This window comes from Streptomyces sp. NPDC047841, assembly GCF_040704085.1.
Lineage (GTDB): Bacteria > Actinomycetota > Actinomycetes > Streptomycetales > Streptomycetaceae > Streptomyces > Streptomyces argyrophylli.
Map to the genome: position 1 here is coordinate 264,643 of NZ_JBEYRP010000011.1, position 24,321 is coordinate 288,963.

The following is a 24,321-nucleotide window of genomic DNA, read 5'->3' on the forward strand; positions in this document are numbered from 1 at the left end:
TGGTCACAACGTTCCAGGGAAGGCGCTGCTCCAACCTCCGGCAGGTGGCCGGAACGCCCCCGCCGGTCGGCGGGTCGCGCCGCTGCTTTCCAGGGCCTCTCGGGGGGATCACGCCGGGCTCGCGCCTGATCCCGACGAGAGACCCTGGGCCCGGAGCGTGACCAGGTCGCACTGGTACCAGGTGCCCGGCTTGCCGCCGAGGTCGGCGGGGTCGGCCGGTCCGATCGGGACGAAGCCGGATTTGGTCAGCACCCTGTGGGACGCGACGTTCTGGTGGGAGGTGGCCGCCCGCAGCACGCGCAGTCCGTGCCGGCGGGCGGCCAGGCGGCACAGCTCCCGGACGGTCTCGGTGGCCACGCCGCGGCCGGCGGCGTGCTCGGCGACCCGGTAGCCGAGTTCCGCGGTGCGGTTCTCGATGTTGACCAGGTTGAACCGGCCGAGGACCGACCCGTCCTCGGCGAGGAGCACGTAGAAGGCGCAGCCGCCCGCCTCCTGCTCGGCCAGCAGGGCGTTGTAGCGGTCGGTGAACTGCTCGAAGTAGTCGTCGCCGCGGTCGGAGACGGAGGCGGCGAAGTAGGCGCGGTTCGACAGCTCGAAGTCCAGGACCGCGGGGGCGTGGCTGGCGTGCAGCCGCTTCAGTTCGGGCACCGCCCCGACTGTACCCGGACGGGGCGCCGGGGCCGCCCCGCGCGGGGGCGCGCCGCGTCTCAGCAGCCGCACGCGCCCGCGACGGGTGCCGTCAGCGGATCGGCGTCCCGGCGCGCCGGGCCCTGCCGGGTCTCGTAGGGCAAGCCCTCGCGGGCCCAGTACTCGAAGCCGCCGAGCAGCTCCTTGACCCGGTAGCCGAGTTCGGCGAGGGCGAGTGCGGCGCGGGTGGCGCCGTTGCAGCCGGGGCCCCAGCAGTACGTCACCACCGGCACGTCCGGGTCGAGGAGCTGTGCGGCCTGCCGCGGGACGAGCGCGGTCGGCAGGTGGACGGCGCCGGGGATGTGGCCCTGGTCCCAGGACTCGGTGGAGCGCGAGTCGACGACGACGAAGCCGGGGTCGCCGCCGGCCGCCAGCGCGGCGGCGACGTCGGAGACGTCGGCGTGGAAGGCGAGGTTCGCCCGGAAGTAGGCGGCGGCGTGTGCGGGGGCGGCCGGGGCGACGCGCAGGACGGGGTTTCCGGAAGCGGTGTCGATCATGCGGGAAATCTACGGTCCGGCGGCCGCCTCGCTGAAGGGACGATCCCCGGAGCCGCCCTTGCCGGGCCGGGGATTCCCCTGCTATCCATCCGGGATGACCGCGCATTCCCCGGACGCCACCGACTGGCGCATCCTCGACGTCCTCCAGCGCGACGGACGGGCCAGCTACGCCGAGCTGGCGCGGGCGGTTTCCATGTCACCGAGCGCCGTCACCGAGCGGGTACGGCGGCTGGAGGAGGCCGGCGTGATCCAGGGGTACGCGGCGGTGGTCGACCCCGAGCGGCTGGGCCTGCCGATCCTGGCGTTCGTACGCCTGCGCTATCCGAACGGCAACTACAAGCCGTTCCACGACCTGGTCGCGGTGACGCCGGAGATCCTGGAGGCCCACCACGTCACGGGCGACGACTGCTTCGTCATCAAGGTCGCCGCGCGGTCGATGTCCCATCTGGAGGAGATCTCGGGACGGATCGGCGCGCTGGGCTCCGTGACCACCAGCGTCGTCTACTCCTCCCCGCTGACCCGGCGCCCGCTGGGGGGTCGGGCCGCTCCCTGACGCCCTCCCGTTCACCGGTCGCGTCGTGCGGTTGCGCGGCACCGCCGAGCGAGGTACTTCCCTGCGTCCTACGGTGGAAGTGGGGCCGCTGCCGTGGCCGGCGGGGCCTCGCCCCCCAGTCCGCGCGAACCGCGGGAGACCCGAATGACGTCGGACACCACACCGTTGAACCAGCTGGACCATCTCGTGGTCCTCATGCTGGAGAACCGCTCCTTGGACAACATGCTCGGGTTCCTCTACACCGACCAGGACAACCGCTCGCCCTCCGGTGACGCCTTCGAGGGACTGACCGGCGCGGAGGCCAACCCCGACGGGAACGGCGGCAAGGTCACCGTCTTCCGGATCGACCCGGCCAAACCCGGGGCGTACTTCATGCCGGGCTCCATCCCCGGGGAGGAGTTCGACCGGGTGAACGTCCAGTTGTTCGGCACGGAACATCCGCCCGCACCCGTCCCCGACGCGACCAACGACGGCTTCGTCATCGACTACGCGGAGATCTACCCGACGCGGAGCGGCAACTCCCCGGGCGTCACCGCGAGCGACATCATGGGCTGCTTCACCCCGGAGGGGGTGCCGGTACTGTCCGGACTGGCCCGGGGCTACGCGGTGTGCGACCACTGGTACTGCTCGGTTCCCACCCAGACCCTGCCCAACCGGGCCTTCGCCCTTGCCGGGACGAGCCTGGGCTGCCTGCTGGACAAGACCAGCCTGAATCTCGCGGAACAGACGAAGCGACCCATGTTCGACACGCCGAGCATTTTCGGCCGACTCGGTGACACCGTCGACTGGATGGTCTACGGGTACAACAAGTGGCCGAAGACCATGGCTGATTTCCCCGACACCCAGCAAGCCGATATGCGCCACTTCGGCCAGTTCATGGACTTCACGAAGGCGGCAGCCGACGGCCGGCTGCCCGCCTTCACCTTCCTGGAGCCCTCCTGGGGAACCACGGGAAACAGCCAGCACCCCAACGACGACGTGGCTTTGGGCGAGCGTCTCGTCTACGACACCTATCGGGCTCTGCGCCGCGGACCGGACTGGGCCGGCACCTTGCTGGTCGTCACCTACGACGAGCACGGCGGCTGTTACGACCACGTACCTCCGCCTGCCGGCGCGACGCCACCCGACGGCATCAAGGGAGTGGAGTTCGACTTCGACTTCACCCGGTTCGGGGTACGCGTGCCCACGGTGCTGGTGTCGCCCCTCGTCAAGCCCGGGACCGTCTTCCGCGTCCCCGGCGACAGCGTGCCGCTGGACCACACGTCGCTGCTCAAGACGATCGAACAGAGATGGGGCCTGGAGCCGCTGACGGGTCGCGATGCGGCCGCCCCCGGCATAGGGGACGTCCTGACCCTGGAACGACCACGCGATGACGACGTGCTGTCCGACGTCCTCGTCCCCGTCTCCAAGGGCAGCAACCCCGCCCGGACCGAGACGTCACACCTGGACGCCGCGTACCACAGCCTCGTCGCCGCGGACCTCATTCCGCGTATGTGAAGGACGGCAGGGACCCGGCGACCGGAAGCCCCGACGCATCATCCGACGCCCCGCTGCCGCAGCGTCGAGCCCGAGCGGTCCTTGACGACCTCCAGCTGGGCGTGGACGCGGCGCCGCAGGTCGGCGACGTGGCTGACGATGCCGACGCTGCGGTCGCGTTCGCGCAGGGAGTCCAGGACGTCCAGGACCTCGTCCAGGGTCTGGTCGTCGAGGCTGCCGAAGCCCTCGTCGATGAAGAGGGTGTCCAGGCGGACGCCGCCGGCCTCGTCGGTGACGACGTCGGCGAGGCCGAGCGCGAGTGCGAGCGAGGCGAAGAAGGTCTCGCCGCCGGACAGGGTGGCGGTGTCCCGTTCCCGTCCGGTCCAGGCGTCGACCACGTGCAGCCCCAGCCCGGAGCGCCCGCGCCCGGTGCGGTCGTCGGAGTGGACGAGGGTGTAGCGGCCCGACGACATGCGCTGGAGGCGGACGGTCGCGGCGGCGGCGACCTGTTCGAGACGGGCCGCCAGGACGTACGACTCCAGGCGCATCCGGCGTTCGTTGTCGGCGGAGGTGCCCGCGGTGAGGGCGGCGAGCCGGGCCACCCGGTCGTACTCCTCGCGCAGCGGGCCGAGCCGGCGCACGGCCTGGCCGGCGCGGGCGGACAGGCGGTCCAGCTGCGCGCAGCAGCGGGCGGCGGCGTCGCGCGCGGAGGCCGCCTCGCGCAGCCGCCGTTCCGCGGCGGCCGCGGTCCGCTCGGCCGTGGCCGGGTCGGCGGGCGGCTGCTGGGCGGCCGCCGCGGTGCCGGGCTCGGCGAGGACCTCGCGGACGGCCGCCTCCTCCTGCTGCCAGGCGTCCAGGCGGTGCTGGAGTTCACGGTGGGCGGCCGGGTCCAGGAGGGCCGCCGCGGCGGCCTGCGGCGTGTCGAAGCCGGCCCGGTAGGCGACGTCGGCGAGGCGCGCGTCGGCGTCCTTCAGCCGCTGGGCGGCGTCCTCGGCGGCGCGCACGGCGTCGGCGGCCTCGGTGAGCAGGGCCGCCCGCCGCTCCAGCTGGGCGGCGCGCGCGGCCACGCTGCCGGCGCTGCCCCGGGCCTGCTCCAGCTCCGCCCGGAGCTGGGCCTGTTCCCGCTCCAGGGTGTCGCGGCGGGTGAGCCGGGAGGCGGCCCGTACGGCGGCCTGCTGGCGGTCGGCGAGCCGCTGCTCGCGCTCCCGCTCGGCGCGGCGCAGCTCCTCCTGGGCGGGGTGCAGGGCGGAGGCCGCGCGGCGGGCGCGGGCGTACTCCTGCTCCAGCCGGTCCGCCTCGGCGGCGAGTCGGTCGGCGGGCGTGTCCCCGGCCTCGGCGGTGGCGGCGGCCAGGGCCTCGCGGACCTCGCCGAGACGCCGCTCGTCCCCGGTGTGCTGCTCCTCGGCCCGCCGGCATGCGGCGAGGGCCTGGTCCTCGGCCTCGCGGTCGACGTGTCCGGCGACCTTGCGGGCGGGGGCGGGGTGTTCGGTGGCTCCGCAGACCGCGCAGGGCTCGCCGTCGGTGAGATGGGCGGCCAGTTCGGCGGCGATGCCGTTCAGCCGCTGTTCCTTGAGGTCGAGCCAGTGGGCGCGGGCGTCGAGGGCGCGCTGCCGCGCGGTCTCCGCGCGCTGCTGGGCCTGTTCGAGGTCGGCGGCGAGCCGGTCGCGGGTGCGGGCCGCGTCGAGCCGGCGCCGCATGGGGTCGCGCTGGACGGCGAGCTGTTCGGCGCGGGTCGCGGCCTCCTGGGCGGAGTCGACGCGGGTCTGGAGGGCCGCGCGGACGCCGTCCCAGTCGGCCAGCCAGGTCTCGGCCTCGCGCAGGACGTCCTCGTCGGCGCGCTCCTGCCGGTCGAGTCCGGCCCGCTCCTCGGCGAGTTCGGCGAGCCTGCGTTCGGCGCGCCGGGCCGCGTCCAGGCCGCCCAGTTCCTCGGCGGCCCGGCGGGCGGCGGCGGCGAGTCCGCTCGCGCCGGCGTCGGCGAAGGAGTCGGGCAGCAGTCCGCGCGCGCGTGCCTCGGCCGCGGTGGCCCGGCGGTGTTCCGCCTCGGCGGCGTCCCGCAGCTCCAGAGCGGGGGCGACCGCCTCCGCCTTGCGGCCGCGCTCCATGCGCTGCTGGTTCTCCCGGTGGGCGCCGGACCGCTCCTGGAGGCGCTCGGCGCGCTGCCGGGCCTCGGCGAACCGGGCCTGGAGGCGGGCGAGTTCGCGTATCCCGTCCAGGGCGCGGCGGGCTTCGGCGTGGGCGGACTCGGCGGCGGAGAGCCGGCAGTGGGCCACGGTGAGGCGTTCCCGGGCGGTGCTGCGGGCCACGGCGGCGGCGCCGAGGACGGCCTCGGCCAGTCCCGGGTCGCCGGGGGCCAGGCCGGGCAGCTCCATGGCGTCGCCGGCCTCCTGCTGCATGCGGTGGGCGTCGGCGAGCAGTGCCGTGTCGCCCTCGCGCACGCGTGCCTCGGTGGCGCGGCGGCGTTCGGCGAGGCGCTTCTCGACGTCGGCGAAGCGCTGGGTGTCGAAGAGGCGGCCGAGGAGTCTGCCGCGGGCCTCGGCGTCGGCGCGCAGGAAGCGGGCGAAGTCGCCCTGGGGCAGCAGGACGACCTGGCAGAACTGCTCCCGGCTCATGCCGAGCAGCTGGGTGATCTCCTCGCCGATCTCCTGGTGGGAGCGGCTGCGGTCCTTCCAGGCGCCGGCCGTGCCGTCGTACTCGCGCAGCCAGGTCTGGGCCTTGTCGACGGTCGTGCCCGTGCCCCGCAGCTTGGGGCGCTCCCACGGGGGCTGCCGGGTGATCTCCAGCCGGCGTCCGGCGACGGTCAGTTCGAGACGGACCTCGGTGCGGGTGCCCGGCCGGGCGTGGTCGCTGCGCAGGGTCATGCCCTGGCCGTTCTGCCGGGCGCCGGGGACGGAGCCGTAGAGGGCGTAGCAGACGGCGTCCAGGACGGACGTCTTGCCGGCGCCGGTGGGGCCGTGCAGCAGGAACAGCCCGGCGGCGGAGAGGGCGTCGAAGTCGACGCTCTGGGCGCTCCCGAAGGGCCCGAAGGCGGTGAGGTCGAGCCGGTGCAGCCTCACCGGGCCACCTCCCGCACGGTGTCGTCGGCGCGTACGGCGTCGAACGCCTCGCGCAGCACGGCCGCCTCGTGCTCGTCGGGTCCGGCACCGCGCACGTGGGCGACGAAGTCCTGGGCGATCTGCTGGTCGCTGCGCCCGGCGAGGCGGCGGGCGTACGACACCTGGGGGTCGTCCGGGGTGCGCTCGGGGGCGAAGACCAGGCTGAGGGTGTGCGGGAACCGCTCGGTGAGCCGGGCCATGGGGTCGGCCGGGCGGACGGGGTCGGTGAGGGTGGCCTCGATCCAGGCGTCCTCGTGGCGGGTCAGCTCCGGGTCGGCGAGGAGGGCGTCCAGGGTGCCGCTGATGCGGGCGAGCGGGCGGGGCACCGGGCAGTCGACGCGTTCGGCGGTGAGGGAGCCGTCCGCGTCCAGGTCGATCAGCCACATGCTCTTGCGGTGGCCGGCCTCGGAGAAGGAGTAGGCGAGCGGCGAGCCGGAGTAGCGCACGCGCTCGGTGATGGCCTGGCAGCCGTGCAGGTGTCCGAGCGCCACGTAGTCGACGCCGTCGAAGACACCGGCCGGCACGGCGGCCACTCCGCCGACGGTGATGTCCCGCTCGCTGTCGCTGGCCTCGCCGCCCGTGACGAAGGCGTGGGCGAGGACGACGGAACGCGTGCCCGGCGCGCGGGTGGCGAGGTCGGCGCGTACGCGGTCCATGGCGGCGCCCAGCACGGTCTCGTGGCCGGCCTTGTCGACGCCGAACTCGTCCTTCACCAGGGCCGGTTCCAGGTACGGCAGGCCGTAGAAGGCGACGTCGCCGTGGGCGTCCGGGAGCACCACGGGGGTGCCGGCGGCGGACGGTTCGGTGCGCAGGTGGATGCCCGCGCGGCCGATGAGTCCGGCGCCGACGCCGAGGCGGCGGGCCGAGTCGTGGTTGCCGGAGATCATCACCGTGGGCACGCCGAGGTCCGCCAGGCGGTGCAGGGCGGTGTCGAACAGCTCGATCGCGGCGAGCGGGGGTACCGCGCGGTCGTACACGTCGCCCGACACGACCACCGCGTCCACCTCGTGCTCACGCACGGTGGTGACGAGGTGACCGATGAACTCGGCCTGGGCGCCGAGCAGGTTCACCCGGTGGAAGGCCCGGCCGAGGTGCCAGTCGGACGTGTGCAGGATCCTCATGATCCCCGAGCGTAACGGCCGGGTCCGACAGCACGGGCGGTTACTTCCGTACCAGCCCGTCATGACCCGCACACCACAAGCCCGTTATGCCCGATTCACCCCACTCATCGGGCGTCTCCGTACGCTTCGCCGCCGAGTTCGAAGCCGGCCGTGCCCGCCGTCGCATCGGCGAGCCAGCCGCGGAAGGCGTCCACGTCGGCGTCGGGCAGGCCGATCTCGATGGTGACGGCCTCGCCGTAGCGGACGTCCCGCACCTCGCGTCCGGTGGCGCGCAGGTCGTTCTGGACCTTGCCGGCGCGCTGGTGGTCGACGGTCACCGTGGCCAGCCGGAAGCGGCGCCGGGTGATCGTGCCGAGCGCGTCCAGGGCCTCGCCGACCGAGCCGCCGTAGGCGCGGATGAGTCCGCCGGCGCCGAGCTTCACGCCGCCGTAGTAGCGGGTGACGACGGCCACCACGTACCGCATGTCGCGGCGCAGCAGCATCTGCAGCATGGGCACGCCGGCGGTGCCGCCCGGTTCACCGTCGTCGCTGGCCTTCTGCACGGAGGCGTCGGCGCCGATGACGTACGCCCAGCAGTTGTGGGTGGCGTCGGCGTGCTCCTTGCGCACGGCGGCGATGAAGTCCTGGGCCTCCTGCTCGGTGGCGGCCGGGGCGAGGGCGCACAGGAAGCGGGAGCGGTTGATCTCGGTCTCGTGCACGCCCGCGCGGGCCACTGTGCGGTACTCGTCCTGCATCCGCCCAGCCTATGCGAGCGCCGGACGCCCCCGGTCAGCCCTTCTTCCCGCGCGGGACCGTGAACGACGTGAGCAGGGCCGTGCCCGGGGCCAGGGCCGGCCAGCCGGTGCCATGCCACGCGAGCACGGCGATGGCACTGGTCGGGAACTTCGCCCGCACCCGGTCCAGGTTGTCGTCGAGGCCGTCCGCGGCCAGCGTCAGCAGCAGGTCCTCCAGGCCGGGGTTGTGGCCGATCAGCAGCAGGGTCCGGACCTCCGGCGGCGCCTCGCGCACGACCTCCAGCAGTTCGGGCACGCCGGCCGCGTACAGCCGCCGGTCGTAGCGCACCGGCGGCGGCGTGGCCCACTCGGCGGAGGCCAGCTCCCAGGTGCGGCGGGCGCGTACGGCGGTAGAGCACAGGGCGAGGTCGGGCAGCGTCGCGGCCGCGAGGGCGCGCCCGGCGGCCGGCGCGTCGCGCAGCCCGCGCGGGGCGAGCGGCCTGCGGTGGTCCCCGACACCCTCGGGCCACGCCGACTTCGCATGCCGCAACACCACGAGCCGCCGCAGCGGCCCGCCTCCTGCGGGGGCGCTCACGCGGGGCTCCCTACGCCACTGGGCGCCGGCAACTCGCGGTTGCCCCCGCAGCACCCGGACACGGCCCACCAGAACACCACCGGCCCCCGCAGCCGACCCACAGCCGGGGCGCTCACGCGAGGCTTCCAAAGCCGCAGGCCCCGCGCGGCCCGCCGCAACACCACCGGCCCCCGCAGCCCACCGGCAACCGCCGACGCGTTCACGCGGACCTCCCGACCTCGCTCGGCGCCAGCGACCCGCCGTGACCCCTGGCACCCCGCACCGCCCCCTGACTCGGGCCACCGGAACCCCACCGGCCCCCACAGCCGACCCGCAACCGCCGTGGCGTTCACGCGAGGCTTCCGAGGTCGCGTGCGAGGTCCAGGGCGAGCAGGCGGTCGGCGTAGGCGTACGTCTCGAAGCGGGCTCCGTCGGTGAGGTCCGGGGTGGACGCCACGTCCCGCAGCACGTCCAGCACCCCCGGCAGGTCGAGGTCGTTCTCCCAGGCGGCCCGCAGCCGTTCGCGCACCGGTTCCGGCACCGGTCGTGAGGGTTGCCGCGCCCAGCCGGCCATGGCCCGCCGCCAGTCCGCGAGCTGCTCCGCGGCCCGGTCCAGGGCGCCGCCGTCCAGCCGCGCCGGCTGGTGCCGGGGGACGGAGAGCAGGGCGAGCCGGAGCGCTGCGGGGTCGGCGAGCAGGACCGGGAGCGACGGCTGCGGCCCGGCCCACTCCACCGGGGCGACGGCGGCCAGCGGGCCTCCACCACTCGATTCCGGCACCGGGTCCCCCGTCGGACCGCCGGCCGGCCGGGCCTCCCCGGCCCGTTCACCCCGTGACCCCGCCGCCGACGGGCCTTCGCCCCGCTCCTCCGGTGACGGGTCAGGCGCCGCTCCCTCAGCCCGCTCCCCCGGCCCCGGGTCCCGTCCGCCCGCCGTGGGCTGCCGGGCCACGTGGATCATCTGGGCCTCGCCCAAGCCGGACGCCAGGTCGCGGTCGTCCTCGAAGGGGCGGATGGCGAGGTGGGTGGCGGCTGTGCGCAGTTCCGGCTGGTCGCGGGGGGCGGTGAGGATCGTCCAGACCGGGGTGCCGCCCAGTTCCAGCGCCCGTACCAGCAGATCCGCGGTGAGCATCACCCGAAGGGCCGTCGGGTCGAGGCCGGAGGCGTGGGTCGCGATGCGGGTCAGGCCGCGCCGGGCGGGCGCGGCGGGGACGGGCTCACTGGTTCGGGCGTCGAGAATGCGCAGCACGGGGCGAGCGTAGGCGGGTGGACGGCCGTATGCAGCGGCTTGCGCCGATTCCGGACAGCGTGGCGGGGTACGGCGGGAATCCACACCCGCCGTGGCGATGTTGCACCGGCGCACAGTTCCCCGCAGCCCGAGGAGGCGGCCGAATGTACGGCGACGACGCGACGATCCGCAGGATACTGACCGAGCTGGGCGACACCTGGGCGGTGGTCGGCCTGTCCTCCAACCAGAACCGGCCCGCCTACGGGGTGGCCCGGGTGCTCCAGCGGTTCGGCAAGCGGATCGTGCCGGTGCACCCCAAGGCCGAGACGGTGCACGGGGAACAGGGCTACGCCTCCCTCGCGGACATCCCCTTCGACGTGGACGTGGTCGACGTCTTCGTGAACAGCGACCTGGCCGGCGCGGTGGCGGACGAGGCCGTGGCGAAGGGCGCGCGGGCGGTGTGGTTCCAGCTCGGCGTCGTCGACGAGGCCGCCTACGAGCGGACGCGGGCGGCGGGCACGGAGATGGTGATGGACCGGTGCCCGGCGATCGAAATTCCCCGCCTGAACTAGCCTGTCTCACCTTCTTCTCACAATTCGACGCTGAATATTGACATTCCCAGACCGCGCTGACCTGGGTGAAGCCTTCACCAAGACACCGGAGATCCCCGGTCAAGACTTGGTTATCGGTCTTCTGCCGGCGCGGAGAGCGTCCCTAATCTGTGGCCCCTTGCTCGTCGATCCCGCGTAAAATATTCGAGAGGCCACGCGACATGCCGAAAGTCGACCATCCTGTGCCGGTAGCCACGACGGACTCCGGCGGTCTGCGCCGGGACGTCGGGCTCATCGGTCTGATGTGGGCCTCGGTGGGCTCCATCATCGGATCCGGCTGGCTCTTCGGCGCCGAGAAGGCGGTCGTCGCGGCGGGCCCGGCCGCGATCATCTCGTGGCTGATCGGCACGGTGGCGATCGTGCTGCTCGCGCTGGTGCACGCCGAACTCGGCGGCATGTTCCCGGTGGCGGGCGGCACGGCCCGCTACCCGCACTACGCGTTCGGCGGTCTGGCCGGCATGTCCTTCGGCTGGTTCTCCTGGCTCCAGGCGGCGACGGTGGCCCCGATCGAGGTCGAGGCCATGATCGGCTACGCCAAGCACTGGCAGTGGGCCGACGGCCTGCAGTACCACGACCAGACGCTGACCCCGAGCGGCTTGGCCGTGGCCGTGGTCCTCATGGCGGTGTTCGTCGGCGTCAACTTCTTCGGCGTCCGCGCCCTCGCGCACACCAACAGCGCCGCCACCTGGTGGAAGATCGCCGTCCCGCTCGCGGCGATCTTCATCATCGCGATCGGCAACTTCCACCCCGGCAACTTCACCTCCGAGGGCTTCGCGCCGTTCGGCGCCAAGGGCGTGCTCAGCGCCATCAGCGACAGCGGCATCATCTTCGCCCTGCTCGGCTTCGAGCAGGCGATCCAGCTGGCCGGCGAGAGCCGCAACCCCCAGCGGGACCTGCCGCGCGCGACCCTCGGCTCGGTGGCGATCGGCGCCGTCATCTACATCCTGCTCCAGATCGTCTTCATCGCCGCGCTGCCGCACACCTCCTTCGCGCACGGCTGGGCCCACCTGGACTTCCCGGGCATCAGCGGCCCCTGGGCCGGTCTGGCCACCCTGGTCGGCCTGGGCTGGCTGAGCGTGGTGCTGTACATCGACGCGGTGATCTCGCCCGGCGGCACGGGCCTGATCTACACGACGGCCACCTCCCGGGTGTCGTACGGCCTCGCGATGAACGGCTACGCGCCGAAGCTGTTCACGAAGACCGACAAGCGCGGCGTGCCGTGGTTCGGCCTGATCGTCTCGTTCGTCACCGGCGTGGTCTGCTTCCTGCCGTTCCCGAGCTGGCAGACGCTGGTCGAGTTCATCACCTCGGCGAGCGTGCTGATGTACGCGGGCGCGCCGCTGGCCTACGGGGTGTTCGCCGACCGGCTGCCGCACCGTGAGCGCCCGTACCGGCTGCCCGGCGGCAAGATCATCTCGCCGCTGTCCTTCGTGGTCGCCGACCTCATCATCTACTGGGCCGGCTGGGGCACCCTGTGGCGCCTGGGCTTCGCGATCCTGCTCGGGTACGTGCTGCTCGGCTCGTACGCCTGGTACGCGATCCGCAAGGGGCTGCCGGACGCGCCGCGCCTGGACTTCAGGGCCGCGCAGTGGCTGCCCGGCTACCTGGTGGGCATGGGCGTGATCTCCTGGCTGGGCGGCTTCGGCGGCGGCCGGGGCACCATCGGCCTGTGGTGGGACCTGCTGATCGTGGCGGCTTTCTCCCTGGTCGTCTATTACTGGGCCAAAGCCACCGCGTCGCGGCCCGAGGCGATCGAGCGGAGCATCGACGAGGTCGTGGTGACGGACGCGCCCGCGCACTGACCGCCTCCGTGCGCCCACGTCCGTGCGCCGGCCGCGTCCGCGCACGGACCGCGCCCACCGCCCCCACGGTGTCCCGTCCGCCGGCCGGCTGACGGGACACCGTCATAATGCCCCGCGTGACGCCTCCTTCCCCCCATCCCGAGTCCCCATCCGCCGCGCACTGCCCGGTCGTCGTCATCGGCGCCGGGCCGGCCGGCCTCACGGTCGGCAACATCCTGCGCGCCGCCGGTGTCGACTGCCTGGTCCTGGAGACCGAGAGCAGAGCGTTTATCGAACAGCGGCCGCGCGCCGGTGTGATCGAGGAATGGGCCGTACGCGGCCTGGAACAGCGCGGCCTGGCCGGCGACCTGCCGAAGCGCGCCGAGCGGCACACCGAGTGCGAGTTCCGCTTCGACGGCCGCGGGCACCGCTTCGCCTACACGGAGCTGACGGGGTACCACCACTGGGTCCACCCGCAGCCGCTGCTCGTGACGGACCTCGTGCGCGAGTACGCCGACGTGCGCGGCGGTGAGATCCGCTTCGGCGTGCGGGACGTACGCCTGCACGACCTGGACTCGGACCGGCCCGCCGTCTCCTACACCGACCCGGACAGCGGTGAACGGCACCTGGTGACCTGCGCGTTCGTGGCCGGCTGCGACGGGGCGCGCGGGGCGAGCCGGGCCGCGCTGCCCTCGTGGGCGCGGATCTCGCGGCACGACTACGGCATCGGCTGGCTGGCGCTGCTGGCCGAGGCGCCGCCGTCCTCGGACCGCGTGCTGTTCGGCATGCACGCGGACGGGTTCGCCGGGCACATGCCGCGCGGCCCCGAGCTGACCCGCTACTACCTCCAGTGCCCGCCCGGCGACGACCCGGACTCCTGGTCCCACGAGCGCGTCTGGGCCGAGCTTCAGCGGCGGCTGCGCGCGGCGGACCGGCCGCCGCTGACGGAGGGGCGGCTGCTGGAGAAGCGGGTGCTGGACATGCACAACTACGTGGTCGAGCCGATGGTGTTCGGCCGGCTGTTCCTGGCCGGAGACGCCGCGCACCTCGTCGCGCCGATCGCCGCGAAGGGCATGAACCTGGCCCTGCACGACGCGTTCCTGCTCGGTGACGGACTCGTCGCCCAGCTGACCGAGGGCGACGCCACGGGGCTGGACGGCTACTCGGACGCGTGCCTGCGGCGGGTGTGGGACTACCAGGAGTTCTCGGAGTGGCTGTCCGGGATCTTCCACGGCACCTCCTCCGGCGACCCCTACGTCGCCGGCACCGCGCTGGCCCGGCTGCGCCGGATATGCACCTCACCGGTCGCGGCGGCGGCCTTCGCCGAGCAGTACCTGGGGACGGCCGGCGCGTTCTGAGCCGGTCAGCGCGCCCCGCCGTCCCGTTCGGCGAGGCGGTGGTCGGCCGTCCTGAGGGCCTCCTCCACCAGGCGCCGCACGTGTCCGTGACGCAGTGAGTAGACCACCCGGCGGCCCTCCTTGCGGGTGTCCACCACGCCGGCCAGCCGCAGCCGGGCCAGGTGCTGGCTGACGGCCGGCCGGGCGGCGCCGCACGCCTCGGTGAGCGTGCCGACATCGGCCTCGCCGGCCGCCAGGGTGTGCAGCAGGGCGAGCCGGGTGCGGTCGCCGAGCAGGGCGAGGAGTTCGGCGGCGAGCGCGAACTGCTCCTCGCCCGGGGTGCGCTCGTGCGCATGGTGCGCAGATGACAGGTGCATGCGTGCGCTCATACGCACATAATGGCTCCGTGGGCGCCGTGGCGTCCACTCCCGCCCACCGGAAGGGATCGACGTGAGCGACCGGCACCCTCCTGAGCACGGCCCCCACGAGCACGGCCCGCACCAGCACGACGGCCCGCACGACCACGGCCCCCACGACACCGGCCCGCATGAGCACGGCCCGCATGAGCACGGCGGTTCGCACGGGCACGCGCACGGCTCCCCCCGCCCGCGCCATCGCCTGGCCCATCTCCTCACCCCGCACTCCCACGAGACCGCCGGGAAAGTGGACGCCGCCCTGGAGTCCTCGGTGCGCGGCACGCGCGCGCTGTGGGTGTCGCTGGCCGTGCTGGGGGCGACCGCGCTGGCCCAGGCGGCCGTGGTGGCCGTGTCCGGGTCGGTGGCGCTGCTCGGGGACACGGTGCACAACGCGGCCGACGCGCTGACCGCCGTACCCCTCGGCATCGCCTTCGTGCTGGGCCGCCGGGCGGCGAACCGCCGGTTCACCTACGGGTACGGCCGCGCCGAGGATCTCGCGGGGCTGGTGATCGTGCTGACCATCGCCGCGTCGGCGGCGTTCGCCGCGTGGGCGGCCGTCGGCAGGCTGCTGGACCCGCGCCCGGTCGCGCAGGTGCCGGCGGTCGCGCTGGCCGCGCTGCTCGGCTTCGCGGGCAACGAGTGGGTGGCCCGGTACCGGATCCGGGTGGGCCGGGAGATCGGCTCGGCCGCGCTCGTCGCCGACGGGCTGCACGCGCGTACCGACGGCTTCACCTCGCTGGCCGTGCTGCTGGGCGCCGGCGGGTCGGCGCTGGGATGGGACCTGGCCGACCCGCTCGTGGGGCTGGCGATCACGGCCGCGATCGTGCTGGTGCTGCGGGACGCGGCGCGGGAGGTGTTCCGGCGGGTGCTGGACGCCGTCGACCCGGCCCTGGTGGACCGGGCCGAACACGCGGCCCGCGCGGTTCCGGGAGTGCGTGGGGTGGGCGAGCTGCGCCTGCGCTGGATCGGGCACCGCCTGCGGGCCGAACTCACGGTGGTGGTGGACGGCGAGGCGACACTGCGCCAGGCCCACGCCGTCGCCGTCGAGACCGAACACGCCCTGCTCCACGCGGTGCCCCGGCTGACGGCCGCCCTGGTCCACGCCGACCCCGCTCCGGCCCCCGGGGAGGCGGACCCCCACCTGGCACTGGCCCACCACGTGACGGCGTGAGCCGCGCCCTGCTGGCACCGGGCGGCTGGACGGCCGGGGGTCAGGCGATGCCCAGGCCGTCCAGCACCACCGCGCCGGGCAGCTCGGCCAGGGCCTTGCCGGGGACGAGGAGCTTGCCGCGGCGGCGGCCGCTGCCCACCAGGACGTAGGGCAGGTCGACGACGGCCGAGTCCAGCAGGACCGGCCAGCCCGTGGGCAGGCCGAGGGGGGTGATGCCGCCGTACTCCATGCCGGTTTCGCCGGTCGCCGTCTCCATCGAGGCGAACGACGCCTTTCGGGCGCCCAGTTGGCGCCGGACGATCCCGTTGACGTCGGCCCGCGTGGTGGAGAGGACGACACAGGCGGCGAGCGTCGTCTCGCCGGCCCGCTTGCCCGCGACGACGACACAGTTCGCCGACCGCTCCAGCAGGTCCCGGCCGTAGTGCTCCACGAACACGGCCGTGTCGGCCCACTCCGGCTCGGTGTCGACGTACAGGATCCGGTCGGCCGGGACCACGCCCTGCCAGCCGCGTACGGCGTCGGCGACCGGGGCGGTCAGCTCGTCCAGGCAGTCCGGGGCGGGGGTCGCGGTGTCGAAGTCACCGATGGGTGCGCGCATGGCCGCACGCTAGCAAGGACCGCCCGCCCGCCGTAGAGGTGTCTCAGGGCACGGGCGGCACGGAGACGGCCATCACCATCTCCATCGGCTCCTCGCCCCGATTGCCGTACCGGTGCGGGACGTTGGCCTCGAAGGAGACACTCGCGCCGGCCGGGACGCGGTACTCCTCGCCCTCGACGGTGAGCGTCAGCTCACCCGCGGTGACGTGGACCAGTTCGATGGTGCCGCCGGGGTGCGGCTCGGAGGGGCTGCTCTCCCCGGGCATCAGCCGCCAGTCCCACATCTCCAGCGGTCCGGGCGCCTCGGTGCCGGCGAGGAGCCGGTTGTAGCTGCCGGCCTCGGTGTGCCACAGCCGTACGGCGCGCTCGGCGGGGACCACCCGGACCCTGGGGCCCTGCTCGTAGTCGAGGAGGGTCGTGATGCTGACGCCCAGGGCGTCGCCGATCTTGACGACCGTGCCGATGCTGGGGTTGGTGCGGGCCTGCTCGATCTGGATGAGCATGCCGCGGCTGACACCGGCCCGGGCGGCGAGCACGTCGAGCGTGAAGCCGCGCACCGAGCGCCAGTGCCTGACGTTGCGCGCCAGGGACTGGGTCAGGAGTTCGAGGTCCGACACGTTGCGTCCAATATCCGGGAAGTCCAGTATTTTCGATGGCCTGGTTCAATGAGTTGAACTACGGTGAGGTGCACCTGATCGTTCACCGAACTGTACTGCGAGGCCGGTCGTGACAGCATTCTTCGCCCTGACCACCAGCCTGCTGTGGGGGCTGGCCGACTTCGGCGGCGGACTGCTGACCCGGCGCACCCCGGCGCTCACGGTCGTGGTGGTCTCGCAGGCCGTCGCGGCGGCCGTCCTGGGCGCGATCGTGCTCGCCACGGGCGGCTGGGCCGAGGCCGGACCCCGGCTGTGGTTCGCGTTCGCGGCGGGCCTGGTGGGGCCGGTGGCCCTGCTCTCCTTCTACCAGGCCCTCGCCCTCGGCCCCATGGGCGTGGTCTCGCCCCTCGCCACCCTCAGCGTCGCGGTCCCCCTCGGCGTCGGCCTCGCCCTCGGCGAGCGGCCGGGGCTGCTCCAGGTCGCGGGGATCGCGGTCGCCGTCACCGGGGTCGTCCTCGCCGGCGGCCCACAGCGGGGCGGCGCGGCCGTGCAGCGGCGCGCGGTCCTGCTCACGCTGGTCGCGGCGCTGGGCTTCGGCACGGTGTTCGCGCTGATCACGGAAGCCTCGGAGAACGTCACGGGCCTGTTCCTCGCCCTGTTCGTGCAACGGTTGACGAACGTCGCGGTGGGCGGGGCCGCGCTCGCCGTCTCGGTCCGGCGCGGCGGCACCGCCCTGCCGGAGGGCGGCTTCCCCTGGGCCTCGCTGCCCGCGCTGGCCTTCGTCGGACTCGCCGACGTCGCGGCCAACGGCACGTACGCCGTCGCCGCGCGGAGCGGCCCGGTCACCGTCGCGGCCGTGCTCGCCTCGCTCTATCCGGTGGTGACCGCGCTGGCCGCGCGCGGCTTCCTCAGCGAGCGGCTGCGCGCCGTCCAGGCGGCGGGCGCGGGCCTGGCCCTGCTGGGCACGCTGCTGCTGGCCACGGGCTGAGCCGGCGCTCGTCAGCCCTCCGGCTCCAGCGCGGCGAGCCGGGCCACCGCGTCCTCGTCCAGATCCGCGAGCGCCCGCAGCTGCCCCGGCGTCATGCCGTCCGGGATCGGCACCGGGGCGGGGGTCCGCAGCGGCGGCTGCCAGCCCTCGTCGGGCGTCCAGCGCCGTACGACCCTGGCGGGCGCGCCCGCCACCACCGCGTGGTCGGGCACGGTGCCCCGCACCACCGCGCCGGCCGCCACGACCACGTTCCGGCCGATCCGCGCGCCCGGCAGGATCACCGCGCCGGTGCCGACCCAGCAGCCCGGCCCGATCTCGACGGGCTCCATCCGCGGCCACTGCCTGCCGATGGGCTCGTGCGGGTCGTCATAGGAGTGGTTGGTGGAGGTGACGTAGACGTACGGGCCGAAGTAGCAGTCGCTGCCGATGGTGACGGTGGTGTCCGCGATGACATGGCTGCCGCGGCCGAGGACGACGCCGTCGCCGATGCGCAGGATCGGCTCCGGGCCGAGGTCCAGGTCGGGCATGAGGCCGGCGGTGAGGGTGACCTGCTCGGCGATGATGCAGTGGGAGCCGAGCCGGATCCAGGGTTCGCCGAAGACCGTGCCGAGCGGGAAGGCCAGCCGGGTGGCCTCGCCGATGGAGGCGAAGCGGAAGCCCGCGGGCCGCTCGGCCGTGACGGACCCGTTGCGCTGCATCCAGGACCAGGCCGCGTGTACGGCTCGCTGGGTGAGGCCCTGTCGCCAGGACGAGAACGTGTTCTTGCGCTTCGGCACGGGGTCACGTTACTCACCGGTTGCTCGCGGCGGAGAGTACGGGCCGCTGTGATCTTTGCCCCACCAGGTGTCGTACGGTGCCGTGTACCGCTGACACGAGGAGACGGTGATGACGCACAAGGCGCTGATCGTGGGTATCGGGGGCAAGGAGCCGCGGGTCGACCCGGAGGCGTTCGTGGCGCCCACGGCGTCCGTGATCGGGGACGTCACCCTGCACGCGGGGGCCAGTGTCTGGTACGGGGCCGTGGTGCGCGGCGACGTCGAGAAGATCACCGTGGGGGCGCGGGCCAACGTGCAGGACAACGTCACCCTGCACGCCGATCCCGGGTTCCCCGTCACCGTCGGGGAGCGGGTGTCCATCGGGCACAACGCGGTGGTGCACGGGGCGACCGTCGAGGACGACTGCCTCATCGGGATGGGGGCGACCGTGCTCAACGGGGCGGTGATCGGCGCGGGCTCGCTGGTCGCGGCTCAGGCGCTGGTGCCGCAGGGGATGGTGGTGCCCGCGGGCTCGCTGGTGGCGGGGGTGCCGGCGAAGGTGAAGCGGCCCCTGTCCGAGGAGGAGCGGAAGGGGGTCACCCTCAACGGCACCCTGTACGCCGAGCTGGGCAAGGCCCACAAGGACGTGCACCCTTAGCGGCGTTCGCGGCGGCGGGTGCCTCCCCGCCGGGCGCCTCAGTCGCCGGCGCCGACCGGTTCCGCTTCCCGCTGGTCCGGCTGGGCCTTCTTCGCCTTGCGCCTGATGATCAGCATGGAGGCCAGGCCGATCAGCACCGCCACTCCCAGGCCCACGTACGAGAAGCGCTTCAGCCAGTCCTCGGCGACGATGCCCACGTAGTAGATGACGGCCGTCGTCCCACCGGCCCAGCAGATGCCGCCGAGGACGTTGGCGATCAGGAACTTCCAGTACGGCATGTGCAGGACGCCCGCGAGGGGTCCGGCGAAGATGCGCAGCAGGGCGACGAAGCGGCCGAAGAACACCGCCCACATGCCCCACTTCTCGAAGGAGCGCTCGGCGGTGGCCACATGGCCCGCGCTGAAGTGACGTGGGAACTTCCGGGCGAGCCAGGCCAGCAGCGGGCGTCCGCCCTTGCGGCCGATGGCGTAGCCGACGGAGTCGCCGACCACCGCACCCGCGGTCGCGCAGGCGCCGAGCACCACCGGGTTGACTCCCGAGTGCTGGGAGGACAACAGCGCCGCGGAGACCAGGATGATCTCCCCCGGCAGCGGGATGCCCAGGCTCTCCAGACCGATCACCAGGGCCACCGCGGCGTAGACGGCGATCGCCGGCACCGAGTCGAGCCATTCCTGGACGTGCACCGCCGGTCCTCCCCTGTCGCTGTCCTTGCCCGCCGGGCCGCCGCATGTAAAGCGCGTCCCAAGGGAAGGCTACCTGGTCGGCGGTGAACGGCCGCTCGCCCGCGCCCGGCCCGCGGCACCGTCCCGCCCCCGCCCCTTACGTTTCCGGCCATCCCGGTGTCACGCGGGAGGGGAAGGCTCTCCGCGGTTCCGCCCGGCCCGCCTCCCCAGGCCCCCGCCGAGGGGCCCACCGCGGAAGGACGACGTCCCCGTGTCCTCACTGCCGCCCTCCCGCTCGCTGCCCCCGGCCGCGGCTCCCCGTCCCGGTCCCGCCGCGCCGGCCCCTCCGCTCACCGGCGCGACTCCCGGAACCACGACCGCGGCCACGGTCCGGCCGGCGTCCCGGATGTCCGCCCGGCCGGTCCGGCTGGCCCTGTGCCTGGCACCCCTGCTGCTCGCCGCAGGCTGGGCCGTGGCCAACCGGCCCGTGGTGTACGAGGGGGTACGGCGGCTGGTCGCGGCCGACCCGGGGTGGCTGCTGGCCGGAGCCGGTCTCACCTGTCTGACCTGGGTGGCCGCCTCCTGCGCCCGGCAGGGAGCGCTGCCCGACCGGCTGCCGCCCGGGTTGCTGCTGGCCTCGCAGTTCGCCGCCGGCGCCGCCAACCACGCGCTCCCCGCCGGGCTCGGCGCGCACGCGGTCACCCTGCGCTTCCTGCGCGGGCGGGGCGTACCGCTGGAGCGGGCGACGGCGTCGATCGGGTTGTACTCGCTGGCCCGGTCCACGGCGAAGACGCTGGTCCTGCTGGTGTTCCTCGCGGTCTCCCCGGCCTGGCGGCGCCTCGGGGACCTGGTCCCCGACGGACGGCTGCTGGTGCCGCTCGCCGCCGTCGCGGGCGGCGCGGCCGCCGTGGCCGGGGTGCTGCTGACGGTCGTGCGGCCGTTACGGCGGCCGGTGACCGGGCTGCTGCGCTCCGCCCTGGCCGATGTGCGCGCGGTGCACTCCCGGCCCTGCCGGGTGCTCGCCCTGTGGGGCGGGGCGGTCGCGATGCCGCTGGTGCAGGCGGGCACGCTGGCCTGCGTCGGGGCCTCGCTCGGGCTGGGGCTGCCGTGGGAACAGGTGGTGCTGGCCCACCTGGCGGCGGGCACGGCCGCCGGGGCGGTGCCGGCGCCGGGCGGGCTGGCGGTCGACGCGGCGCTGGTGTGGACGCTGGTCACGTTCGGGGCGGGGCCCGCGGTGGCGACGGCCACGGTGATCGGGTACCGGGTGCTGTCGGACTGGGTGCCGTTGCTGCCGGGGGCGCTGGTGCTGTCGGTGCTGATCCGGGCGAAGGTGCTGTGAGCCGGCCTGCGCGGGCTTGCCCACCCACCCGCTCGGCGCGGGCGCTGACGAGGTGCCCTGGCACCTGCCCGGCACGGAATTGGCTGGGGTACGTCGTATATTCCAGCGCGTACCCGGCGGCAAGGTCGTCAAGAACCGGGTGCGTCTCGACGTGCGGGTCGCCACCGGGCTCGTGGGTGAGGAGCGCCTGGCCGCGCTCGAAGCCGAATGCGCACGGCTGATCGCGCTCGGCGCGGTACGCGAGCGCCTCCTGTACGACGGCACCGACGCGTGCGTCGGGATGCTGGACATCGAGGGCGACGAGTTCTGCCTCGACTGAGCACGCCCCCTCAAGGGCGCGGCCCCAGCGACGCCTTGCACCGTTCCGGCAGTCGCTGGGGTGCGGGGCTCACTTCTGCCGGTCGGCCGGGCGGAGGGTCCACACGACGGTCATCTCGCCGGTCACGGCGCCGTCCGCGCGCCGGATCTCGACGGACACGGGGAACTCGGGGCGCTGTCCGGCGTCCAGTTCGGCGACGACCTCGGCGGCCGGGCGGCCCAGCGTCGCGGTCGCGGTGACGACGCCCATGGCCAGCTTCTTGTAGGCGATCTCGGCGCGCACGGCGAGCGGCACCGCCCGCGTCAACTGGTCCCCGAAGGCGGCCAGCACGATGGCGCCGCTGGCCGACTCCCCGAGGGTGAACATCGCACCGGCGTGCGGGCCGCCCACGTGGTTGTGGTAGGCGCTCTGGTCCGGCAGGGAGACCACGGCCCTGTCGGGCGCGGTTTCGAGGAACTCCAGGCCGAGGGTGCGGGCCATGGGCACGGTGGCGGCGAGCATGTCGCCGATGGACATCTGATCTGCGCTCATGACCCTCATGTTACTCACGAGTAGCAGACCCTGACCAGGGATGCCACTAGGGTTACTGGCCATGTGGCCAGATCAGCAGCCGCCAGGGGGCGCGCCCAACCCGCAGCAGAACCAGCAGAACCAGCGGCCGAACCAGCAGAACAACCCGTATCAGCAGCCTGGTTACCAGCAGCCGAACCCGTACCAGCAGCCCGGCTACCAGCAGTACCCGCAGGCGGGCCCGTACGGACAGCAGCCGCAGACCGGCCCGTACGGACAGCAGCCGCAGTGGGGGCAGCCGGGGCAGCCCCCCGGTGCACCCGTGCCCCAGCCCCCGCGGGGCGGTGACGGCCGCACCAAGCTCGTGGCCATCGTGGCGGCCACGGCGGTCGTCGTCACGGCCGCCGTGACCGGCTATCTGGTGCTGGGCGGTTCGAAGGACGACGAGGCGGACAACGGCAAGGGCGGACGGCACACCAGCCCGTCGCCGACGGCCACCGGGCCCGGCTCGCCCGCGTCGTCCGCGGCCGGTGACCCGCGCGGCAACGAGACCGCGAAGCCGACCGTGGCCGGCTGGAAGGTCGTGGTCAATCCCAAGTACGGCACGGCCTTCGACGTACCCGCCGACTGGGAGGTGGAGCGGCCCGGCGTCTTCTCCTTCTTCGAGGACGAGAAGAAAGGCGACGGCTCCGCGTACATCGGCTTCTCCGGCACCACGTTCCTGAAGCCGGACTACTGCACCTCCGAGGACAAGGGCACCAAGGAGTCGCACGCGCTCGCGGCCGGCGGCACGAAGGGCGAGAACGGCGCCAAGGACACCGCGAGCATCGCCCGCGGCGACTCGGCCACCTTCGCCTTCGGCGGCTACACCGACCAGTCGGAGGCCGCCAAGAAGTACCTGCGGATCGGCAAGGCGAAGTCCTTCACCACGGCGTCGGGCGTGCACGGCAGCGTCGCGACGTCGTACGTGATCGGCGTGCCGAAGAAGAACAAGTGCGACACCGACGGCAAGGCCACCACGTTCGCCTTCAAGAACTCCACGGGCAGCTTCGTCTCCTGGACGTTCTACGGCGCGAAGGGCGTCAAGGACGAAGTGCCCGACGCGACCATGGACAAGATCCTCAGCACCGTGCGGCTGCACGGCGACCCGATCGCGGACTGACCCCAGCGGGGACCGCGCCCCGCCCGTGGCGTCCGCGAAACCGACTTGGCACAGCGGGAGCCGGGCGGGGATAGTCGGCCGGTGACCCAGACCTCCGGCTCCCCCGTCCGCACCCGTGGCCCCGCCTGGGCGGGGCGCAACTACTCCCTGCTGACCGCGGCCGCCATCGTGACGGGCCTCGGCGCGAACGGCTCGCTCATCGCCGCCGCGTTTGCCGTGCTGGAGTCGGGCGGCGACGGCGGGGACGTCGGCCTGGTCGCCGCGTCCCGCACGCTGCCGCTGGTGGTCTTCCTGCTCATCGGCGGTGCGGTCGCGGACCGGCTGCCCCGGCACCGGGTGATGGTCGCCGCCAACACGCTCAACTGCCTGTCGCAGGCGGCGTTCGCGGCCCTCGTCCTCGCCGGTGAGCCCAGGCTGTGGCAGATGATGCTGCTCACCGCGCTCGGCGGCACCGGTCAGGCGTTCTTCGGCCCCGCCGCGGAGGGCATGCTGATGTCCTGTGTGGAGGGCGCACAGGCGGGCCGCGCGTTCGCCGTCTTCCGCATGGCCACCCAGGGCGCGGCGCTCGGCGGCGCGGCACTGGGCGGCGCCCTGGTCGCGGCCGTCGGTCCCGGCTGGGTGCTCGCGCTCGACGCGGCGGCCTTCGCCGTCGCCGCCGCACTGCGCTCCTTCCTCGACGTCGGCCACATCCCGCCGCGCCCGCCGGGCGGGGGCCTGCTGGCCGATCTCCGCGAAGGCTGGCGGGAGTTCATCGGCCGGCCCTGGCTGTGGGGCATCGTCGTGCAGTTCTCCATCGCCAACGCGGTGGTCGGCGCGGCCGACGCGGTCTACGGTCCCCTCGTCGCCCGGGACAGCCTGGGCGGCGCGGGGCCCTGGGGCCTGGCGCTGGCCGCGTTCGGCGCGGGCACGGTGGCCGGCGCGTTGCTGATGACCCGCTGGAAGCCCCGCCGGCTGCTGCTCGCCGGCACGCTGTGCGTCTTCCCGCTGGCCCTGCCGGGGGCCGCGCTGGCCGTGCCGGTGCCGGTGGGCGTGCTGTACGGGGTGATGTTCGTCGCGGGTACGACGGTGGAGGTGTTCGGCGTCTCCTGGATGACCGCGCTGCACCAGGAGATCCCCGAGGACAAGCTCTCCCGGGTCTCGGCCTACGACTGGTTCGGCTCGGTCTCGCTCATGCCGCTCGCCACGGCCCTGGCCGGCCCGGCCGAGGCCGCCGTCGGCCGCACGGCCGCCCTGTGGGGCTGCGCCGGCCTGGTGGTCCTGGTCACCGCCCTGGTGCTGCTGGTCCCGGACGTCCGCCGTCTCACCCGCCGCACACACCCGGTCACCGGCTCCCCGACCCCCTCAGCCGACGCGGAACGAGCTGTCGGGGGGCTCGGCTGACGGCACACCGTGTTCCCCCGCGCCGGCCCGGCGTCACGGGGTCCGCGACCGGCGCGACGCCACGCCGCGTTCCCGAACCACCGCCCACACGGCACGACCAG

24 protein-coding genes and 1 pseudogene are annotated in these 24,321 nt (G+C 74.1%); 12 read left to right on the top strand and 13 right to left on the bottom strand.

Annotated elements, in window-relative coordinates; genetic code table 11:
- Positions 1 to 108 precede the first annotated feature (108 nt).
- Both AB0947_RS20385 and AB0947_RS20390 read right to left on the bottom strand, forming a co-directional pair.
- Positions 109 to 648 (bottom strand): GNAT family N-acetyltransferase, encoded by a 540-nt coding sequence (locus tag AB0947_RS20385; RefSeq protein ID WP_366751731.1) that lies wholly within the window; start codon positions 646 to 648, stop codon positions 109 to 111.
- A 59-nt stretch (positions 649 to 707) separates the two neighbouring features.
- Positions 708 to 1,184, bottom strand: coding sequence for a rhodanese-like domain-containing protein (locus AB0947_RS20390; RefSeq protein WP_366751732.1), 477 nt, complete (start codon positions 1,182 to 1,184; stop codon positions 708 to 710).
- A 94-nt stretch (positions 1,185 to 1,278) separates the two neighbouring features.
- Here AB0947_RS20390 and AB0947_RS20395 point away from each other — a divergent pair, with 94 nt between their 5' ends.
- On the top strand, positions 1,279 to 1,737 hold the full coding sequence (locus AB0947_RS20395; RefSeq protein WP_366751733.1) for an Lrp/AsnC family transcriptional regulator: 459 nt from the start codon (positions 1,279 to 1,281) through the stop codon (positions 1,735 to 1,737).
- A 144-nt stretch (positions 1,738 to 1,881) separates the two neighbouring features.
- Positions 1,882 to 3,234, top strand: coding sequence for an alkaline phosphatase family protein (locus tag AB0947_RS20400; protein ID WP_366751734.1), 1,353 nt, complete (start codon positions 1,882 to 1,884; stop codon positions 3,232 to 3,234).
- Between the two features lie 38 nt (positions 3,235 to 3,272).
- Here AB0947_RS20400 and AB0947_RS20405 read toward each other — a convergent pair whose 3' ends face one another.
- The 5 genes from AB0947_RS20405 to AB0947_RS20425 all read right to left on the bottom strand — a co-directional run bounded on the left by AB0947_RS20405 (position 3,273) and on the right by AB0947_RS20425 (position 9,959).
- Complete coding sequence (locus AB0947_RS20405) at positions 3,273 to 6,266, bottom strand: SMC family ATPase (RefSeq protein WP_366751735.1); 2,994 nt, start codon at positions 6,264 to 6,266, stop codon at positions 3,273 to 3,275.
- The gene (locus tag AB0947_RS20410; protein WP_366751736.1) at positions 6,263 to 7,426 is read right to left on the bottom strand and encodes an exonuclease SbcCD subunit D; all 1,164 of its coding nucleotides are present in this window, start codon (positions 7,424 to 7,426) and stop codon (positions 6,263 to 6,265) included. Before AB0947_RS20410 ends, AB0947_RS20405 begins: the two co-directional genes overlap by 4 nt.
- Positions 7,427 to 7,530: 104 nt before the next feature.
- On the bottom strand, positions 7,531 to 8,160 hold the full coding sequence (locus tag AB0947_RS20415; RefSeq protein ID WP_366751737.1) for a YigZ family protein: 630 nt from the start codon (positions 8,158 to 8,160) through the stop codon (positions 7,531 to 7,533).
- A gap of 34 nt (positions 8,161 to 8,194) precedes the next feature.
- Positions 8,195 to 8,734 carry a histidine phosphatase family protein gene (locus AB0947_RS20420; RefSeq protein WP_366751738.1) on the bottom strand — a complete coding sequence of 180 codons (540 nt, stop codon included), beginning with the start codon at positions 8,732 to 8,734 and terminating at the stop codon, positions 8,195 to 8,197.
- 328 nt (positions 8,735 to 9,062) lie between these two features.
- On the bottom strand, positions 9,063 to 9,959 hold the full coding sequence (locus AB0947_RS20425; RefSeq protein WP_366751739.1) for a hypothetical protein: 897 nt from the start codon (positions 9,957 to 9,959) through the stop codon (positions 9,063 to 9,065).
- 143 nt (positions 9,960 to 10,102) lie between these two features.
- Between AB0947_RS20425 and AB0947_RS20430 the strand changes: the two genes are divergently transcribed.
- The 3 genes from AB0947_RS20430 (at position 10,103) to AB0947_RS20440 (ending at position 13,688) form a co-directional block, all read left to right on the top strand.
- Positions 10,103 to 10,510 carry a CoA-binding protein gene (locus AB0947_RS20430; protein ID WP_366751740.1) on the top strand — a complete coding sequence of 136 codons (408 nt, stop codon included), beginning with the start codon at positions 10,103 to 10,105 and terminating at the stop codon, positions 10,508 to 10,510.
- 200 nt (positions 10,511 to 10,710) lie between these two features.
- Positions 10,711 to 12,351, top strand: coding sequence for an APC family permease (locus AB0947_RS20435; protein WP_366751741.1), 1,641 nt, complete (start codon positions 10,711 to 10,713; stop codon positions 12,349 to 12,351).
- 107 nt (positions 12,352 to 12,458) lie between these two features.
- Positions 12,459 to 13,688 carry a 4-hydroxybenzoate 3-monooxygenase gene (locus AB0947_RS20440; RefSeq protein WP_366751742.1) on the top strand — a complete coding sequence of 410 codons (1,230 nt, stop codon included), beginning with the start codon at positions 12,459 to 12,461 and terminating at the stop codon, positions 13,686 to 13,688.
- A gap of 5 nt (positions 13,689 to 13,693) precedes the next feature.
- On the opposite strand, the gene AB0947_RS20445 is transcribed toward AB0947_RS20440, so the two are convergent.
- On the bottom strand, positions 13,694 to 14,044 hold the full coding sequence (locus tag AB0947_RS20445; RefSeq protein ID WP_366751743.1) for a metalloregulator ArsR/SmtB family transcription factor: 351 nt from the start codon (positions 14,042 to 14,044) through the stop codon (positions 13,694 to 13,696).
- 73 nt (positions 14,045 to 14,117) lie between these two features.
- Between AB0947_RS20445 and AB0947_RS20450 the strand changes: the two genes are divergently transcribed.
- Positions 14,118 to 15,254, top strand: a complete 1,137-nt coding sequence (locus tag AB0947_RS20450; RefSeq protein ID WP_366751744.1) for a cation diffusion facilitator family transporter — start codon at positions 14,118 to 14,120, stop codon at positions 15,252 to 15,254.
- Between the two features lie 40 nt (positions 15,255 to 15,294).
- Here the strand turns inward: AB0947_RS20450 and AB0947_RS20455 are convergent, their stop codons facing one another.
- Both AB0947_RS20455 and AB0947_RS20460 read right to left on the bottom strand, forming a co-directional pair.
- On the bottom strand, positions 15,295 to 15,852 hold the full coding sequence (locus AB0947_RS20455) for a YbaK/EbsC family protein (protein ID WP_366751745.1): 558 nt from the start codon (positions 15,850 to 15,852) through the stop codon (positions 15,295 to 15,297).
- Between the two features lie 43 nt (positions 15,853 to 15,895).
- Positions 15,896 to 16,468: an XRE family transcriptional regulator gene (locus tag AB0947_RS20460; protein ID WP_030339850.1), complete on the bottom strand. Its 573-nt coding sequence runs from the start codon at positions 16,466 to 16,468 to the stop codon at positions 15,896 to 15,898.
- Between the two features lie 109 nt (positions 16,469 to 16,577).
- On the opposite strand from AB0947_RS20460, the gene AB0947_RS20465 reads away from it, so the two are divergent.
- Positions 16,578 to 17,435 (top strand): EamA family transporter, encoded by an 858-nt coding sequence (locus AB0947_RS20465; RefSeq protein WP_366751746.1) that lies wholly within the window; start codon positions 16,578 to 16,580, stop codon positions 17,433 to 17,435.
- 11 nt (positions 17,436 to 17,446) lie between these two features.
- Here the strand turns inward: AB0947_RS20465 and AB0947_RS20470 are convergent, their stop codons facing one another.
- Positions 17,447 to 18,211 (bottom strand): acyltransferase, encoded by a 765-nt coding sequence (locus AB0947_RS20470; protein WP_366751747.1) that lies wholly within the window; start codon positions 18,209 to 18,211, stop codon positions 17,447 to 17,449.
- Positions 18,212 to 18,320: 109 nt separating this feature from the next.
- On the opposite strand from AB0947_RS20470, the gene AB0947_RS20475 reads away from it, so the two are divergent.
- Positions 18,321 to 18,848: a gamma carbonic anhydrase family protein gene (locus AB0947_RS20475; protein ID WP_366751749.1), complete on the top strand. Its 528-nt coding sequence runs from the start codon at positions 18,321 to 18,323 to the stop codon at positions 18,846 to 18,848.
- A 38-nt stretch (positions 18,849 to 18,886) separates the two neighbouring features.
- Here AB0947_RS20475 and AB0947_RS20480 read toward each other — a convergent pair whose 3' ends face one another.
- Positions 18,887 to 19,531: a DedA family protein gene (locus tag AB0947_RS20480; RefSeq protein ID WP_366751750.1), complete on the bottom strand. Its 645-nt coding sequence runs from the start codon at positions 19,529 to 19,531 to the stop codon at positions 18,887 to 18,889.
- Positions 19,532 to 19,781: 250 nt separating this feature from the next.
- On the opposite strand from AB0947_RS20480, the gene AB0947_RS20485 reads away from it, so the two are divergent.
- The gene (locus tag AB0947_RS20485; protein WP_366751751.1) at positions 19,782 to 20,849 is read left to right on the top strand and encodes a lysylphosphatidylglycerol synthase transmembrane domain-containing protein; all 1,068 of its coding nucleotides are present in this window, start codon (positions 19,782 to 19,784) and stop codon (positions 20,847 to 20,849) included.
- A 100-nt stretch (positions 20,850 to 20,949) separates the two neighbouring features.
- Positions 20,950 to 21,168 (top strand): annotated as a pseudogene (locus AB0947_RS20490) (VOC family protein); the annotation flags it as partial.
- A 69-nt stretch (positions 21,169 to 21,237) separates the two neighbouring features.
- Here AB0947_RS20490 and AB0947_RS20495 read toward each other — a convergent pair.
- Positions 21,238 to 21,699 carry a DUF4442 domain-containing protein gene (locus AB0947_RS20495; RefSeq protein ID WP_366751752.1) on the bottom strand — a complete coding sequence of 154 codons (462 nt, stop codon included), beginning with the start codon at positions 21,697 to 21,699 and terminating at the stop codon, positions 21,238 to 21,240.
- A 61-nt stretch (positions 21,700 to 21,760) separates the two neighbouring features.
- On the opposite strand from AB0947_RS20495, the gene AB0947_RS20500 reads away from it, so the two are divergent.
- Together AB0947_RS20500 and AB0947_RS20505 are read left to right on the top strand one after the other, a co-directional pair.
- The gene (locus AB0947_RS20500) at positions 21,761 to 22,840 is read left to right on the top strand and encodes a hypothetical protein (RefSeq protein ID WP_366751753.1); all 1,080 of its coding nucleotides are present in this window, start codon (positions 21,761 to 21,763) and stop codon (positions 22,838 to 22,840) included.
- An 81-nt stretch (positions 22,841 to 22,921) separates the two neighbouring features.
- Positions 22,922 to 24,220 (top strand): MFS transporter, encoded by a 1,299-nt coding sequence (locus AB0947_RS20505; protein WP_366751754.1) that lies wholly within the window; start codon positions 22,922 to 22,924, stop codon positions 24,218 to 24,220.
- The last annotated feature ends 101 nt before the right edge of the window (positions 24,221 to 24,321 follow it).